The 14775-nt window shown below is 56.8% G+C and carries 16 protein-coding genes and 1 pseudogene; 7 read left to right on the forward strand and 10 right to left on the reverse strand.

Translation table 11 applies throughout. The features are described 5' to 3' along the window. Window positions 1-102: 102 nt before the first annotated feature. Window positions 103-393 (forward strand): annotated as a pseudogene (locus N5098_RS15275) (DUF955 domain-containing protein); the annotation flags it as partial. 125 nt (window positions 394-518) lie between these two features. Here N5098_RS15275 and N5098_RS15280 read toward each other — a convergent pair. Both N5098_RS15280 and N5098_RS15285 read right to left on the reverse strand, forming a co-directional pair. Continuing rightward, entirely contained in the window at window positions 519-1214 is a 696-nt protein-coding gene (locus tag N5098_RS15280) for a nucleotidyltransferase domain-containing protein (RefSeq protein ID WP_267638750.1), read from the reverse strand. Beyond that, the gene (locus N5098_RS15285) at window positions 1211-1882 is read right to left on the reverse strand and encodes a helix-turn-helix domain-containing protein (RefSeq protein WP_267638751.1); all 672 of its coding nucleotides are present in this window, start codon (window positions 1880-1882) and stop codon (window positions 1211-1213) included. Before N5098_RS15285 ends, N5098_RS15280 begins: the two co-directional genes overlap by 4 nt. A 228-nt stretch (window positions 1883-2110) precedes the next feature. Between N5098_RS15285 and N5098_RS15290 the strand changes: the two genes are divergently transcribed. The 4 genes from N5098_RS15290 (at window position 2111) to N5098_RS15305 (ending at window position 4164) form a co-directional block, all read left to right on the forward strand. Beyond that, window positions 2111-2929, forward strand: coding sequence for a hypothetical protein (locus N5098_RS15290; RefSeq protein ID WP_267638752.1), 819 nt, complete (start codon window positions 2111-2113; stop codon window positions 2927-2929). Window positions 2930-2997: 68 nt separating this feature from the next. Continuing rightward, window positions 2998-3411, forward strand: a complete 414-nt coding sequence (locus N5098_RS15295) for a MarR family transcriptional regulator (RefSeq protein WP_267638753.1) — start codon at window positions 2998-3000, stop codon at window positions 3409-3411. A 66-nt stretch (window positions 3412-3477) separates the two neighbouring features. Further along, window positions 3478-3729: an AbrB/MazE/SpoVT family DNA-binding domain-containing protein gene (locus N5098_RS15300; protein WP_267638754.1), complete on the forward strand. Its 252-nt coding sequence runs from the start codon at window positions 3478-3480 to the stop codon at window positions 3727-3729. Further along, the gene (locus tag N5098_RS15305) at window positions 3730-4164 is read left to right on the forward strand and encodes a PIN domain-containing protein (protein WP_267638755.1); all 435 of its coding nucleotides are present in this window, start codon (window positions 3730-3732) and stop codon (window positions 4162-4164) included. Window positions 4165-4201: 37 nt separating this feature from the next. Here N5098_RS15305 and N5098_RS15310 read toward each other — a convergent pair whose 3' ends face one another. Beyond that, window positions 4202-5125, reverse strand: coding sequence for a helix-turn-helix transcriptional regulator (locus tag N5098_RS15310; RefSeq protein WP_267638758.1), 924 nt, complete (start codon window positions 5123-5125; stop codon window positions 4202-4204). 137 nt (window positions 5126-5262) lie between these two features. Between N5098_RS15310 and N5098_RS15315 the strand changes: the two genes are divergently transcribed. Then, the gene (locus tag N5098_RS15315; RefSeq protein ID WP_008524570.1) at window positions 5263-5586 is read left to right on the forward strand and encodes a DUF6788 family protein; all 324 of its coding nucleotides are present in this window, start codon (window positions 5263-5265) and stop codon (window positions 5584-5586) included. Window positions 5587-5721: 135 nt separating this feature from the next. Here the strand turns inward: N5098_RS15315 and N5098_RS15320 are convergent, their stop codons facing one another. From N5098_RS15320 to N5098_RS15340, 5 genes are all read right to left on the reverse strand, one after another. Further along, the gene (locus N5098_RS15320) at window positions 5722-7116 is read right to left on the reverse strand and encodes a Cdc6/Cdc18 family protein (RefSeq protein WP_008524569.1); all 1395 of its coding nucleotides are present in this window, start codon (window positions 7114-7116) and stop codon (window positions 5722-5724) included. Between the two features lie 825 nt (window positions 7117-7941). Further along, window positions 7942-10089 (reverse strand): type B DNA-directed DNA polymerase, encoded by a 2148-nt coding sequence (locus N5098_RS15325; protein WP_267638756.1) that lies wholly within the window; start codon window positions 10087-10089, stop codon window positions 7942-7944. Window positions 10090-10361: 272 nt separating this feature from the next. Beyond that, window positions 10362-10739, reverse strand: coding sequence for a hypothetical protein (locus tag N5098_RS15330; RefSeq protein WP_008524567.1), 378 nt, complete (start codon window positions 10737-10739; stop codon window positions 10362-10364). A gap of 32 nt (window positions 10740-10771) precedes the next feature. Further along, complete coding sequence (locus N5098_RS15335) at window positions 10772-11092, reverse strand: DUF8156 family protein (RefSeq protein WP_008524566.1); 321 nt, start codon at window positions 11090-11092, stop codon at window positions 10772-10774. Window positions 11093-11094: 2 nt separating this feature from the next. Next, window positions 11095-12039, reverse strand: coding sequence for a hypothetical protein (locus N5098_RS15340; RefSeq protein ID WP_368408033.1), 945 nt, complete (start codon window positions 12037-12039; stop codon window positions 11095-11097). A 294-nt stretch (window positions 12040-12333) separates the two neighbouring features. Here N5098_RS15340 and N5098_RS15345 point away from each other — a divergent pair, with 294 nt between their 5' ends. Then, window positions 12334-13113, forward strand: coding sequence for a hypothetical protein (locus N5098_RS15345; protein WP_008524564.1), 780 nt, complete (start codon window positions 12334-12336; stop codon window positions 13111-13113). Window positions 13114-13581: 468 nt separating this feature from the next. On the opposite strand, the gene N5098_RS15350 is transcribed toward N5098_RS15345, so the two are convergent. Both N5098_RS15350 and N5098_RS15355 read right to left on the reverse strand, forming a co-directional pair. Then, window positions 13582-14268 carry a TIR domain-containing protein gene (locus N5098_RS15350; RefSeq protein WP_092662265.1) on the reverse strand — a complete coding sequence of 229 codons (687 nt, stop codon included), beginning with the start codon at window positions 14266-14268 and terminating at the stop codon, window positions 13582-13584. Continuing rightward, window positions 14261-14596: a hypothetical protein gene (locus N5098_RS15355; RefSeq protein WP_267638757.1), complete on the reverse strand. Its 336-nt coding sequence runs from the start codon at window positions 14594-14596 to the stop codon at window positions 14261-14263. Before N5098_RS15355 ends, N5098_RS15350 begins: the two co-directional genes overlap by 8 nt. Between the last annotated feature and the right edge of the window lie 179 nt (window positions 14597-14775).

Below are 14775 nucleotides of genomic sequence, written 5' to 3' on the forward strand. Positions count from 1 at the left end.
TATCAGCTTATTAGGAATAATTGACACTGACTCATCACTGCTGGGCCAAATTCCGGTCCGACCACGTTGTCCGGTGAATTAATTTTGAACGTGCAACGGGGTATCGAAGCGAAAGATAGAGCGAATCAGGCCGACCTCGCGGTGACGCTGATTCACGAGTACGCCCACGCGCTGCTTCATTTCGATGGCGACGACGAGCCCGAGCGCGCAAAACGCGAGGTCGAAGCGGAAGCCGTTGCGTACATCGTCGGCCGGTATTTCGACCTGGATACGAGCGGTTCAGCGTTCTATCTTGCCGCGTGGCAGGACGACGATGCGGAGAGCATTCAGGAGCGTCTCGGCCGGATCAGTTCGACCGCTCAGGAGATCATCGACACAGTTGTAGAGGGCTGAACACCCCCTTCCCGGCTGTTAACCAACGCCGGAGGGTACTCTGTCGACATTGTTGGTTAATTCGTTCGGCGTCCCGACCCCGTGTGTTTCGATCGGTCCCAAGACATACCCATCGACAGTCGATGTTATAGTTCAGAATCGATTCGGCGCTGCTGGTCACGAAGGAACTCAACGACGGCATCGATATCCTGTTCGGGAACCGTTTGCTGTTCGAAGACTCCTTTGAATGCGTCCGCGAAATCCTCCGATGTGAGTCGGTCGAGGACAGTCTCGATGCGACCAGCGAGCTTCTCAGACTCCCCGCGATGTAGATGAGTCGCGATCCGGTCGAAATCCGCGTCAGCAGCCAGCACCACCAGATCCCGGGAATCTGCCTTGCGGCCACTGTGAAGTTTCACGGCAAACAGCAACTCCCGTTCCGGAATCCTGGCTGTTACCGGGCGCCCGGTTCGCAGTTCCTGGGTGACAGAGTGCTGGGCCAGATAGCGATACGACCACTCAGCTTCCGTCTGGCGGCAACCAAGCGCGTCGACCATCGCGTCGAACTGAACCGGATTCCCGATATCTTTCGTAAACCGGATAGTACGGCCCTCGTAGAGTTCGTTTCGCCCGACATCAGCCGTTTTCTCGTAGCCGCGGTCGGTGAGAAGGTCCGTGTAGTCGTCGACCGATTGCGCCGGAATGACGACATCGACATCCGTGGTGAAGCGCTGATTGAACGCCGCAATCGCCCACCCACCGACGAGGACGTACGGCAGGTCAGCGTCAATGACGGCCTCCAGAGTGTCCAGCAATTCGTCTTCGCGTTCACCGAGACTCATGCATTGAGACGCGGATCCTTGTGGGACGCGTCGATATCGCGGTCGTACTCATCGGCGATCATCTCCAACGCCGGCTCGTAGTTCACCCGGTACTCCAACATGTGCTCGATTGCCTCATCCAACGGAATGACCGGATTGCCGTCGACCCACTCGCGAGTGATCTCCCCACTCGTCGGGAACAACACGTACGAGACTGTGGCGTCGTAGTCGCTCGCATCCGGCCGCTCTTCGATCCGGCTCGGAATCCCGAATTCATCGAAGAACGCCGTCCACTGCTCGACATCTTGGTCGGCGACCTGGATGAAGATCGGATAGTCGTCGTGGCCGCGGGCGATCTGATAGCCGCCGTGGGTCCAGACGTAGACGCCGTCGATTTTCGTGTACGCAAAGGGCATCCCGGCGAAGTGCGGAATGACGTAGCCGTCGTCGATCGAGGGGGGAACAGCGTGAGAAATGGCCGCGACGAGATCGTAGTAGCGATCCCTGACAGCGTACTTCTCGATGTAGACGCCGTCCTCACGTCGGATGAAGCCTGCGTCCTCCAACCGCTCGATCCAGTCGTAGACCCACGAGTAGGAGCCGTCGATCTTCTGGGCGATTCGCCGGATCGAGTCACCCGGCCGGGCCGCGACCATGATCTTCGCCGCGGTCTCGTCGACGTACTCCATCATCGTTAGTTATCGGTATCGCATCTAACGGTATTAGTCTTGTCCCCCGTATTCCCTATGACGTTATCGCTATACAGATATACTATTCTTAGATCCGGTAGTCCGATCCGGCTCAGCATTCGAGCAGAGAGGGGTTAACCAACAGAGGATACGATTGATCAGTATTTGTTGGTAAAGTTTTTCAGCGCCCGCCGAGGGGCGGAGGCGCAGTCCCGTCTCCACTGACCCATGACCGACCGATATCTAACGACCGTTCTCGACGAGGCAGAGCGAGTCGCAGAGCACCACGAGCAGGTCTCCCAATCTTCAGACAATCCGAATCACGAGTATCTCCGGTACGCCGTCCTTCGGCTGCTCGAAGAAGAGGCTGACGAGACATCGGTGGAGATACCGCAGATCGACGGCCTGACCGTCGGATACGGGAAGGATAAGGCGATGTACGAGAGCTGGGACGACGACATCGAGTGGTGGGAGACGGTTCCGCCGCAGGCGGAATGTACTCGCTTTCGGATGTTCTACCCCGACAAGCACGAGGCTGTTCCGCGAGTCATCGTCGACGTGATGGCAGCACTCGGGGCGTGGCGTGTCTGGACTGGGAGCGCTGCCGCCTGTGGCACCTACGATCATCGTGAGCGGCGGGAAGTCCACTACCTGTGGCCGGAGGGACATCCGGTCGAAACTCTACTTGCGGATCGTCTCCAGGGTTCCGAGGCTGCGGTTGCTCCAGACGGCGGCCGCACCGGCGACGTACGCGATCGGATGGTCGTCACGGAGCACTCGACCCAGCACGACGATCTCGAGCCGCGAACCAGCCGTGCCATCGACGAAGCAATGGCCGTCTCGTTGCTCGAAAAGGGTGGCCGGTACGAGGTCCGATCGGCGTCGGGAAACTGGTACGAAGTCGACGTGATCAGCGAATCGTGTACGTGTCCAGACTGGCGGAAGCGTACGCCCGAGGGCGGATGTAAACATCTCCGACGAGTCGATCATGAGATCAAGCAGGGACGGGTCCCACGACCTGATGGGCGCCTCCCCTCGAAGTCGTAGCGTCACTGGTTTTCGGGTAGTTTAGTACAGAGTAAACTACTTTGCCGCTCTCGGTTGAACGCAGAGATATGGATAACAAGTTGGGTAACGGAACCGAATCGGCAACGCGGGATCTCGTCCATTTCGTGACCCAGCAGACGCGGTTTTCGCTCATCAGCGATATTCTCGGTCATCCGCAGCAGCTCCCCTCGATGTACGAACTCGAGGAACTCAACCCAAGCATCAGCGAAGCCACGGTTTACAACCACATTCAGAAACTCATTGACGCCGGGATCGTCACGGAGGTTGCACTCGACGATGGGGAGCGCCGGCAGGGCTACCCTTGGAAGTTCTACGGCCTTACCGACGAGGGACGGGAATTCCTCGAGGAGCATAATCTGCTCGCGGCTGAGGCGACGCTCCAGCAGATCTACGACACCATCTCCGACAAGCCCGAGAAGATGGTCAAGTACGAGAACACTCCACGTCCAGATACGGAATAAGCACGTGTTCGATGTGTAGTGTGGCGGCACACTAGGTTTTTCACAGTCCGTCACATACCGGGAGTTATGAGCAGCGACAGAATCGACGCCGAAAGCAAGGTATCTGGAAACCAGGCAAACATCCCCGCCCGGATCCGGCGTGAACTCAATATCGACGATGGAGATCAGCTCCGTTGGCATCTCGAAGACGACGGGTGCATTCGGGTCCAAGTGATCCAACAGCAAACGGGTACGTTCGCCGACTTCGACGGCTACGCTGGTGAGGAGTCAACCGATGTAACGAGCGATCACGACGCCTGGGGCGTCGACGTCGAGTAAATGCCTCGTGCACTCATCGATACGACAGTCCTCTTTGCCGCCGCATACCGGCGGGATGGATCCCACGATGCCGCGCTTCCCGTGCTCCAGGACATCGACAATGGAACGCTCCCGGAGGCAGTCGTCCTCGACTACGTACTCGCTGAAACGCTCAACGGCCTCACGACCCACGCCGGCCACGACGCAGCCGTCGATCTCCTCGATCGTATCGAAGAAAACGCCCGCTTCCACATCGACTCACTCACCACCGACGCCCTCGCGACGGGGAAGGCCCTCTTCCGCCAACACGAACCGCTCTCCTTCGTCGACGCCTGCATTGTCGCGTATATGCAAACCGAGGGGCTCGGCTACCTGTATGCGTTTGACGACGATTTTGACGCTGTCGAGGATGTCTATCGACTCGATACAGCAACGAATCCCTACGATCCAAACTGACGCTGGCAGACGCCACGGCTGGTGACGACGTTCTGTCTCAGGATAGTGGCACCTCGTAGTCAGCCGCCAGCTCCTGGAACTCGTCCCACTCCGGGAGCCGGTCATCGTCGACATGGCCGTGCGTCTCGAGGTAGCGGAGCAAGGCGTCGATTTTGGCTTCGAGGCCATACTTCGCCGCCTGCTCTCGGAGGTCCGCCTCGTCGACGTCGACGTGGCTGAGCAGGAGGAGACAGTACGAGCGGTGGCGGCTGCCATCGTCAATCAAAAGGGTGTGACAGCAGAGTTCTGCCGGTGAGACTGCGTCGAGCTCCTCGGAGTAGACGTAGTAGCGGTGGCCGGTGAGCAGGAACTGGAGGCCGAAGGCCGCGAATCGAGCGAGGCCGGTTTCGTGGAACGCCTCCGCGTCGATCTCCGTCTCGGACTGAGCGAGAAATTCGTCGTAGTCCTCCCAGAGAATCGTGCCCTTCGGGGCGACGGCTTCGAGACGGTGGCGATGCAGAGGGTGTGCGAGTTCACGTGCGAACTCGTGGAGGCGGTCGAAGTCGGCGTTGAAGTCATAGCGGCTGTCGTCCGTCCCGACGAGACCGCGGTCGCGAAACCGCTTGAGGACTCGGTTGACCGTGTTGCGGTAGTTGTCGCTCCGGTCGGCGATCTCGGAGACGGTTCGCGGCTGGTCGATGTAGTACAACACCTCGAGTGCCTTGCCGGTCAGCAGCTCGGGGAAGTCGATGTGGGAGTGTTGGCGGATGAGGTCCCGATAGAGTTCGACGGCGCGAGCATCCGACGGGACGACTCGTTTTCGCCGGCCATCGCGTTCCGTGTAGACGAGCCCCCTCTCGACGAGGTCGGCGACGGCACGAGAGATGTAGCTCTCGCTGTGGTCGAGCTTCGTCGCGAGCTCGGAGATTGTGTCGCCGCGGTCGACCGTGGCGAGGACATCAAGTTCGATGCGCCGGAGCACGGTGTAACATAGTTCGAAACTACTATATAAAGAAGTTTCGCGTAGTGTTTCAGTCAGCATGCACGGTAGCCGCCCCATCGTCTTAACCAACAAAACTATGGATTAGCGGGTTGTGTTGGTTAACGCGAGAGCAGCCGATGTCCTACGAGCCCCCGACCCCACCGGCGAACTTCCCGACGGAGATCGTCAACACGCTCAACGAGTCGACCCCGGAACGACTCCGAGACGTTGCTACGTACGCTGAAGCGTTAGCCGAGTACAAGGCACGTGAGGACCGCCTCGAGGAGTCGGATGACCAGGAAGAAGTGGAGGAGCGACCAGACGACCTCCCGGACGACGTCCCTGCCAAAGCGACGATCACGATAAAGGAAATCAACGACAACCGCTATTACTACTGGCAGTGGCGGGAAGGCGAGAAGGTGTGCTCGCAGTACAAAGGACCGGTCAGTCCAGACGATTAGCTAATCTGGTTCTCTCGAGAACAACCCCCCTGATTCGAAGTGAGCTTGTTCACTTCTCAGAATATTTGACACCCCTGATTCGGAATGAGCTTCAGTAGAAGGGTTCTAGGTAGAACGAACCCTCATGATGCTTGATTAAATCTCGTAGGTTCCGTTGTGAAGTTCTGAAAGCCGTTCATCGCTCTCTACAACTGCCTTCATCACTACATCTTTGTCCTTGATAAGCTGGTGTTCCAGATAAACACCCTGCTTGTGTCCGCCACCAATCTGGTGAGACTCAGAGATTCCCATTAGCGCGAGCGTGCTGAGAATCTGACTCACTCGATCATACGAGAGGGGATCAGCGCCGACGTCACCGCAGGTCGTCTCGTATTGGCTGTAGATACCAGAGGTACGGAAACGGCGGTTGTTCGAGCCAGTCAAGCGACCGAGAGTGTAGAGGACGAGTTTGGATTGCGGTGAGGTACTTTCAATCGTCTCCTTGACTCGATTGATCTCTGCACGCTTGACGGCTTTATCGACGTGGTCCGCACTAACGACCTCTGCATCGTTGTCGTCAGCGATGTCACCAGCAATCCGCAGAACGTCGACTGCCTTCCTCGCATCACCATGTTCATCCGCCGACCGGTCAGCAGTCTCGGTTATGACGCCGTCTTGTACGACACCGTCTTGGAATGCATCTCGTCGATACTCGAGGATCTGCTCGATTTGGTCGCTCTGGTATGGTTCAAAGACGAAGTCCGTCGTCCGCATCGAGCTCTGAACGCGTGCATTGAGTTTCTGTCCGAAGTCGATGTCGTTGCTGATAGCGATGATTCCGATATAGGCATCAGTATGGCCGGCTTCTCGGGCTCGCGAGAGTTCATGGAGGAGTCCCTCAGCGTCATCAACCATGTCGATCTCATCAAGGATGACAATAAGTCCATCGTAGTACTCGTCGATGATGTCGTAGGCGTAATCGTAGTATTCGGCGGACCCTAAACCGACGCGAGGGATTTCTATGCCAGAACCGGATTTGTCGCTTAGGGCACGAGCGATTGTTCGGGCGACTCGCGTTTCGGTATTATTCTTCTTGCACTCGACGTAGATGCTTGCAGCAGGGACGTTACGGGCAGTGGCAGTATCAACGAGACGGTCGGAGACGTGCCGGCTGACAAGTGATTTGCCAGTTCCGGTTTCGCCGTAAATAACGACGTGGTTAGGTTGGGATTCGTGGACGAGGTGACGGATTTCTCCAGCAACCGACTTGATTTCGGTGTCTCGACCGACGATGCGGTCCGGCCCAGGAACGGTTCCAATTGAAAGTAGATCGCGATCCGCCCAGATTGGAGTTGAGGAGCCGTCTTCATCGCCCTCCCGAACGAACAGTGGGTCATTTGCCGGGTCGTTCGGTTCTGATCGCTGGATTTCTTTCGTAGCCGACGAAATTTCAGAAGCCGAACTGTCCTCCCTGTTTGTATCGAAACCATCCAGCTGTTGGTCCGTGATAGACGAGTCACCTCCTCCGTCTGATTCCTCGTTGTCTGTCATAGATTCATCCTGGGAAGGAACCTACTTAGTCGTTACCCCCCTGATTCGGAATGAGATTCATTGGATATCGGTGCTAAACAGCGGAAAATCGATAGGTGACGCCGTCATACAGGAGGAGACCCAATTCAGAGTGAGCTATCTTCAAATCCGTGTTCTGTGGAGACTTTACTCCCCTGGTTCGGAGTGAGCTACATCGTAGAACGAGTGGATTGCCAGTAGCTCGAATAATCAGCAAGTCCAGATCAACCCCCCTCGTTCGGAATGAGGTAGGTCCATCAGCCAAGAATCGAGGACGCTACAGAGACCCCCCTGATTCGGAATGAGTTGTCCACCGAACTAATAGGCGATATTGATGCCAGCCCAATTAGGATAGATCCGGATTGGAGCTAGAGGGACACACCCCCCTGATTCGGAATGAGATACCGTGAAACTGGCCGTATGGACGAGATCTTCCAACAATCTACTAGGCGTACCCTAACTAGGACAAGATAATTCCCCAAATCACAAGATGGCGTAGACTTTCGCGGATCACTTGTCTAGTCACAACCCTAGCTTTATTACCTAGTTGCCCTAAAAGCTCTTCAAGTAGAATACGCCACTAGTTAGAAGTATTCGTGAATACGCCTAACAATGGAAGTACAGCTATTCTATCCTTCGAATTGAAGCAGTAGACCATGCGTCGAGCGCGTATACCCAACGAATCCATTACTACAACCTTCTCATTGGGTGGAACCACGGCCTCTAATCAGGTAGTATGGTGGGTATAATCTCATTCCGAACGAGGGGGGTGTGTGGTCCTACTCATATCTTGTTGTAAGCGAAGGGTCAGAAGGAGGTAATCTTAGTCGTTCGTGTCTTTGCCAACCTTCGTCGAATATCCGACCGATCCCATCCCAGAGGTGAAATAATACTCTCGACAGCTCGTACCAGCTGCGTCTCGTAGTACGATGGATCATACTGGTCCGTCTCTTCGTGAGCAAGGGCGACACGCTCTCGTGATGCTTTCTCGTCGTCGACGACCACGTACTCGACATCTTGTCCGGGATGGACAGCGAGGTCCTGGTCGCGAGCACGCTCGAGTGCCGCCACGTTCTGGGTGTACTGCGTGTACGCCTCGACAGGCTTGGAAACACGGTTCCGTTCGACGAGTCGGTCGGAATCGACATCGCCAGCGTGAAGCTCCGAAATCGCCCGTTCCAAGCGACTGATAACCGCGTCTGGAGATTGCGTTTGACCGAGGATCTCGAGACAGTCGCGCTGGACATCTTCAATGAACTCCGGCGTGGATCGTTGCCGGGCTTCGATGCCGCGTATCTTGAACTCATCCTTGCCCGTAACCTTCCCGAAATACTTCGTCAGTGCGCCGGCGTCGCTTTCGCGCTGTGGCACGAACGCCACCCACTCGTACTCGGCTTCATATTCGAGACGGATCTCGACGGTGTCCGTGATCTCGGAGGCCAACGTCTCCAGTGATTCTCGTTCGTCGTCGCTGACGTCCGGGTCGGGCGTCACCCAGATCGAGTCGACGATCCCGTGAACGACACGCCAACCGCCCGCCTCCAACCGCTGTTTCGCGGTGAGCAGGATCTCCCGAGCGAACGCGTTGATTGCTTCATGGCACTCGATTCGCCCGAATTTCGCGTTACTGAATCCCTGATATCCAAAGCACGCGACGAGAATCCACTTTAGCGCGGCCGACCGCCCCTCGAGTTCGTCGAGACGGTCCTGGTCGAGATTATCGCGCTGCTGTTCGCGATGAATATCTGCCTTGATATCGTCGCGAGCGTCGATGATCGGTTGGAGGACGTCGACGAGGTAACCCTGCTCGTCGCAAATGGAGTAGCCGAGGCTGGGAACGTCCTCGCGATCACTGTGACAGTCACACCGAATGACGTCCGGAGAGACGTTCCACATGCAGATGATATTCGGATAGAGACTCGAAAAGTCGAGTTCGTGGACATCCTCATGGAGTCCGACTTCGGGCGCGAAGATGAACCCACCACGGTCGGCATCGTGGAGGGTTCCCATTGGCTTGTAGAACTCGTGTCGCCAGGAGTTCCACGGCACGAGAACACCGCGGTCGTGCGCCTCGCAAATCTGAATTGCGGTGAGGACGTTCCCAATCGACGCCCAGGCGAGTTCTTGGGCTGGCTTTTTCGACCGCGAGACGAGGTCGAAAATACCGTCGAGGTTCGTCTCCCCGTAGAAGAACGTGTTCGATTCGTCGATGATCGCCCGGCCCGGCACGTTGTAGCGGGCGGGCGAATGTCCTACTCGGCCGTAACTCGAAAACGTCGATTGACCGGCGAGCTGCTGGTAGTCGACGTCGGGCCACCGACTCAGCGTGAAGCCGTCGACGCCGGCGTCGCGAGCCATCGCGTAGAGCGTCGAGATGATCTCGCTCGTCGAGCATACGAGGACATCCGGGTCAAGGGTGTCGATCGCGTCTTGGACCGCCGCGAGGAGATCCACTGGAGATCCCGTGACGGTCTTGCCGTTCACGCCAAGCTCGGCGTTGGTTTCACTGTTCGTCTCGGTCACCGGGATACTGAGGTGGAGCGTCGACAGCTCGCTCGCCGGCGTCGGGTCGACGCCGGTCTCCAGACAGTACCGGAACTCTCGCGAGAAGTCGACATTGAAACAGGCGAGATCCCCGACTGGATAGTCCGACAGCTGGCGCGCCTGCCGGGCGAGTGGGATGACACGGTCGATGTGGACGACGTCGACGGCGAGGGTGTCCTCGTCGTCGCGACGGAAGCCTGGCCGCCGGGCGACGATTTTGGTCGCGACGACGTCCGGGTGCCGTTCGTACACGCTCCGGAGTCTCGTGAGGTCGATATCGGCATCTGGTGCGCGGGATGCGACGTAGAAGCGCGGTGAGTAGTCTTCGCGTTCGGTCGCGACGGCGCCGTCAGCCGTCGTCTCCCATTCGAGGACACGGCCGTCATCAAGGAAATCGAATGTGAATGGCATTTTCTATCCGTCGTCCTCCAGCATAGGCACGCCAACGTACGCTCACCCGATAATCGACAGTGTGTCGCTTCCGGAGTTCAGGGAACCAGTGTGACACGGCTGCGAAGGGCTTGGAACGCGAATTTGGGGCTTTCCATCCATTTTCCGCAAACACTTCCGGGGCGCTGATCCCCCTTCTCCGCCCATCTTAACCAACAAAAACCCCACGCTTGCTACGGGATGTTGGTTAAGTCTACTAATTACGGTACTGAGGCGTTGTATTCGATACAAATTCACTCGAGAACATCGAGATCCTCGAGTCCCAGGGCATGGAGAGTATAGTGACCGGGACTATCTTCGATCAGCTGTTTGAATGTCAGCCGAAGTGTGTTCTCCTGTTCCATCCGATGTGCGGTTTTCAACACGACGCGATCAGGCGGCACGATCTCGTCAGGTGCATCGAGACGCACTGTCCGATGAAATTCGATATGTCGGACCTCATCTCCCTTCCGGGGGTCCTTTCTCTCTTCGTGTACGCTTCCGACGGAGGTCTCCCACGGATTCTGAAACGTCACACCGCCAGCCTCAACCGGACCGTCCCCGGTAAGGTGGATTCGAATTCGATCACCTGATTCCAAGTTGTTGACCCTCTGGAAGCGATCCGTTGCCATATGAACGGTCTAGTACCCCATACTAAAAACCATCAGTGCAATCTGTCCTCCGTTGTACCTGCCTGGGAGTGTTGTTGTCGATCATCCGCCTCGTTGAGTGCGTTTTCGAGTTCAGCGAGGCGGTCTTCGTGTTCATCGAGTCGGGCTTCCTGTTCGAGATCGATGCTGATCAGCGCCGGAAACAGCGGGTTTTGGTGGTTCAACAGGCCACTCGCGTCGGCGTGCTCGCGAGCGTACTCGAACAGCTGGTCGAAGCGCGGTTGGTCGCGACGGCGGAGCGCCCGCCGGAAATCCGTCCATCGCTCCTCGATAGCCCGCAGCGCATCCCGATACGTCGGATTGGTGCGCCCCATTGCTATCGCCCTCCAGCACTCGTCCAGGCATCGAGTAGTGGGTTCGCAGTGAGTGACGCAATCGTGCCATCAGCCGTCACGCCCGTTCCGACGCCATCGGTGGCCGTGGTCGGGGTGGAGGGCGAGGCCGGTTCCAGCCCGACCTGTTCGGCACGCGCGCCGAGTAACTGACGCCAGTAGGTAAACGTCGTCTGGTAGTATGCCCCATCGTCGACGGGATAGACGAGCGTCTCGAATTCCTCACCCGTGAACCGTGGCCCCATCCGGGTTTGCTCGCACTCTAAGTGGTGCTCGGCAGCCGTCGCGACCGGCGCCGCGAACTCGTCCGCTTTGCTGCGAGTAACGAGCACCGGCACCTCGTACCCATCCGCGTAGGTCGCCAGTCGAGCGAGCGTTCGCGCTTGGAGTGTCCCGGCGTGGGCGTCTCCAAGCGTGTCGTCAGTGCGGTACTGCGCGTCGACCGCCGGGGCGACGATGAGCGATGGGGTGTGCGAGGATGCGCCCTCGTTGCGAGCCGTCAACTGTCGACTGCTGATTCCGGTGTCTGCGGTAGATCTCCAGATTGATTGGTTCACCGCCGTCGGGAGGTCGCAGACGGTGCCGTAGTGCTGGTAGGCAGTGAAACCCCGTGCGACGTGGATCCGGTCGAGCAACCGCTGGCTGGGGGCGATTTGGGCGAGCGTGGTCGTCGTCGCGTGGCCGTTCGCGTCCACCCAGAAGGCGGGGCCGTCGTGCAGGAGGAGGTGGTCGAGCACGAGCGATTGCAAGATTGGGACGTCGCGGCCTCCCTCGACGTCGAGCAGCGTGATGCCGTCGTCAAGTGACGGCAACAGCATCTTCTCCGTGGTTGGGTCGGCTTGTTCAGTAAGGGTTCGATTGCGGTCAGCGTCCCGGGTCGGCTGATTCACCGCTAATCGGTTCGGCGTTGATGTCGCGTTGTTGGGCATATTCGACTAGATGTTCACGTTCCCGATAAGCCGCGGCGTGGCGCTTCCATGTTTCCGGGAAGCGGTTCGGACGTATGCCGGACCGGACCAGTCGCCGAGTTTCGGTACAGTTCGACCGTTTCCGAGACTGTTTCCAGAATGGTCTTGTTGAATTCCTCTTCCGGTGATGAGTGCCAGTGTCGTGCTGGATATAGCGCGCAGAAGTTGTATAGAGGCCCTATTATCTCATCCAACAGACGGTGCGGTAGTTACAGGTAGTTGACTTCTGTACCCCTGTCCATGTCTCGGGATCCTATGGTAACTCTCATCGGCCAGTTTTCCCGATTTGCCGTCCAGAAAGATCTGGAGCCAGATGACTGGGAGATGGCCGCTACAGAGTTCGGCGTAACAGACACTATGCGGAACATCGACCGATTTTACAAAAGCTGGGACTTCAAAGACAACGACCAGCAGCCAAACACCACTCAGTTTCTCAAAGAGGTAGCGGAGGAGGACGAGGAGAAAGCCGTGGGCGTTATGAAACGGATCTACACCTTGGCCGACACCGACTCAGATACACTGAACAAATACCCTGCCTTGGACATCCTCGAGAACGAGGATCCTGGTACAGGAGTGCTACACTCTACGTTTCGCTCCGAACGGTTTCTCGACATCGACAACGTCCCGGGCACGTTCTACCCGGATCTGGTTGAGGACATCAACCAGTGCTACCGTATCGGGGTTAACGACGCTACGCTCGTCCTGACACGGAAGCTCTTAGAGAACCTCCTTATCGACCTTCTCCGGGACCAGTACGGGAAGCAGGAGATTGAACTGTACTATCTTCCTGAAAACCGGCGGTTCAGGAAGTTCAGCGACCTCATCAACACCTTTGAGGAAAATCTCGACGACTTCCAGCATCGCTCTGGAGGCCTTGACAGCGACTTCATCAACGAACTGGACGCTTTCCGCCAGAACGCCAACGCAGAAGCCCACTCCATCGAGACCAACATCACTGAAGACGAGATGAAGGACTACAGGGAGCAAGCCCGTCACGCGGTCCAGATCCTATTCCGTATAAACCAGAATCTGTGAAGCCTATTGTAGCGTATCGAGAGAAGCAGTTAGCTGCTGTTGCATATCAAGACCTGTGTGGAACCGACCAACGATCTCTACTTGATGCTCTGGACAGGCAAGGATCGCAACTGCTCCGTCCTGTACCGGAACCACCGGTTGATCTGGATTATGGGGTGCGAGGTGGCAACTAGGACAGTTGATACCGCCGGCTGGCCGATGATCTATGAGTTCAGCTGTGCTCTCGGTAGTGAATCCACAGACAGAGGTGAACTGCTCAAGGTGTTCATTACATCCAACAAGGGGGAGTGTGAGCTGATCCACGAGAAGGAAGGACAATGTGTGACCTTTGTTAGAGTGGAGAGCAGACTCGCACGCATCACACTGGATAGGCGGATGACTATGGAAGTCGTCCGTCTGTTGCTGGGAGGAATCTGCTGGAGGCATACTGAGGTGTGTAGCTTGGAGTTTAGTTGGCACACGGGTAAGTTATGGGAACATATTGTCGTCTCCAGTAGCCTGCTGGAACTGGGAGAGGTCGATATTCTCCAGGATATCTATGTCGGTATATTTCTCGATGAAGATTACGATCAAGATACCGAGTACGATTACTGCGCCAACATCGAAATTCAATCCTTCAGCAATCGATTCTCTGCGTCTAACCGATCTCCGCTGAACACCAGATAATTGCTCAGAGGCCTGAGCTGCTTCCTCCACCCAGTTACCGATATTCTCCCTGCCGTTGTCCCTCTTCCAGTGATAGGTCGGAAAAATGCTGGAGAGAGTTTTCACATCACCGTCCTCCTCAACGACGAACTTCTTCAACGGGTTGCTCCCACTGAAATCAGTACTGCCCTCCTTGTCCTTCAGGGAGTGGACTTTGATGCCAACGATGCCGTTCCCTCGCTTGATGCTCTTCTTTATCTCATAGCGAACCCAGTCCCGGTCTGCTGTCTCGTTCCCGATCAGGACTGCAGTGACAGAAGTGCCGTGCATCTGCTCATCGATCCAATCCTTGATAGTATCTTCACCCTCACGCTTTACCTCCTCCCACTCTGCCGCATCGATGAACCCTGCAGCCTCCCGGTTTTCCTTGGCAACCCAGCTGTTACGGACCTGATTCACCCTCCAGACGTCCCGGCCGTAGTGGAAGCTGAAGAAAACTCGTCTAACCAAAGATCGTCCCTCCGTTGATGAAGATCAGGATGGCCGAGTACAATATAAGTAAGCCGCCGACCGTGCCGTAGAACCACAGCAACGAGTTATTCAACATCAGCCTGGCCGTGCCGTCGACGTCACCGTCAACCCTAGATGGATCCATATCGAAGAGGTGGTCTTCGTTGTCCGGCCTGTTCTGTCTCACCCAGTTGTAGAGTTCTCGGAACCTACGCTCCTGCTTCAGGTAGTATGCATCCAAGAACCAGAACCCAATTAGTGGGATGAATGCCGCGAACAGCTGAAAGTTGTTAGTCCGGAATAGCAGAGCGACCACAACCAAGGTCACTGTCCATCCTTTGATTTTGAACGAGTTAGAGGCCTGCCGGTCGATAACATTCTGATACTGTCGGCTGAATATTTTTTAGGCTAGAGTGTGACTGTTGGGTATGGCCACGCTTGACGCTACCACTCTCGACGACCTCCGCGACGCTCTCGCGGAGGTCGAGGACAAGAAGCCGACACAGC

The organism is Halovenus rubra, from assembly GCF_026586665.1.
Classification (GTDB): Archaea; Halobacteriota; Halobacteria; order Halobacteriales; family Haloarculaceae; genus Halovenus; species Halovenus rubra.

Excerpts from the sequence above, each read along its gene's own strand:
- N5098_RS15295 (WP_267638753.1), top strand. The coding sequence starts at position 2,998 with ATGGATAACAAGTTGGGTAACGGAACCGAATCGGCAACGCGGGATCTC.
- N5098_RS15290 (WP_267638752.1), top strand. The coding sequence starts at position 2,111 with ATGACCGACCGATATCTAACGACCGTTCTCGACGAGGCAGAGCGAGTC.
- N5098_RS15315 (WP_008524570.1), top strand. The coding sequence starts at position 5,263 with ATGTCCTACGAGCCCCCGACCCCACCGGCGAACTTCCCGACGGAGATC.
- N5098_RS15325 (WP_267638756.1), bottom strand. The coding sequence starts at position 10,089 with ATGCCATTCACATTCGATTTCCTTGATGACGGCCGTGTCCTCGAATGG.
- N5098_RS15300 (WP_267638754.1), top strand. The coding sequence starts at position 3,478 with ATGAGCAGCGACAGAATCGACGCCGAAAGCAAGGTATCTGGAAACCAG.
- N5098_RS15335 (WP_008524566.1), bottom strand. The coding sequence starts at position 11,092 with ATGGGGCGCACCAATCCGACGTATCGGGATGCGCTGCGGGCTATCGAG.
- N5098_RS15305 (WP_267638755.1), top strand. The coding sequence starts at position 3,730 with ATGCCTCGTGCACTCATCGATACGACAGTCCTCTTTGCCGCCGCATAC.
- N5098_RS15280 (WP_267638750.1), bottom strand. The coding sequence starts at position 1,214 with ATGAGTCTCGGTGAACGCGAAGACGAATTGCTGGACACTCTGGAGGCC.
- N5098_RS15340 (WP_368408033.1), bottom strand. The coding sequence starts at position 12,039 with ATGCCCAACAACGCGACATCAACGCCGAACCGATTAGCGGTGAATCAG.
- N5098_RS15330 (WP_008524567.1), bottom strand. The coding sequence starts at position 10,739 with ATGGCAACGGATCGCTTCCAGAGGGTCAACAACTTGGAATCAGGTGAT.
- N5098_RS15285 (WP_267638751.1), bottom strand. The coding sequence starts at position 1,882 with ATGGAGTACGTCGACGAGACCGCGGCGAAGATCATGGTCGCGGCCCGG.
- N5098_RS15345 (WP_008524564.1), top strand. The coding sequence starts at position 12,334 with ATGGTAACTCTCATCGGCCAGTTTTCCCGATTTGCCGTCCAGAAAGAT.
- N5098_RS15320 (WP_008524569.1), bottom strand. The coding sequence starts at position 7,116 with ATGACAGACAACGAGGAATCAGACGGAGGAGGTGACTCGTCTATCACG.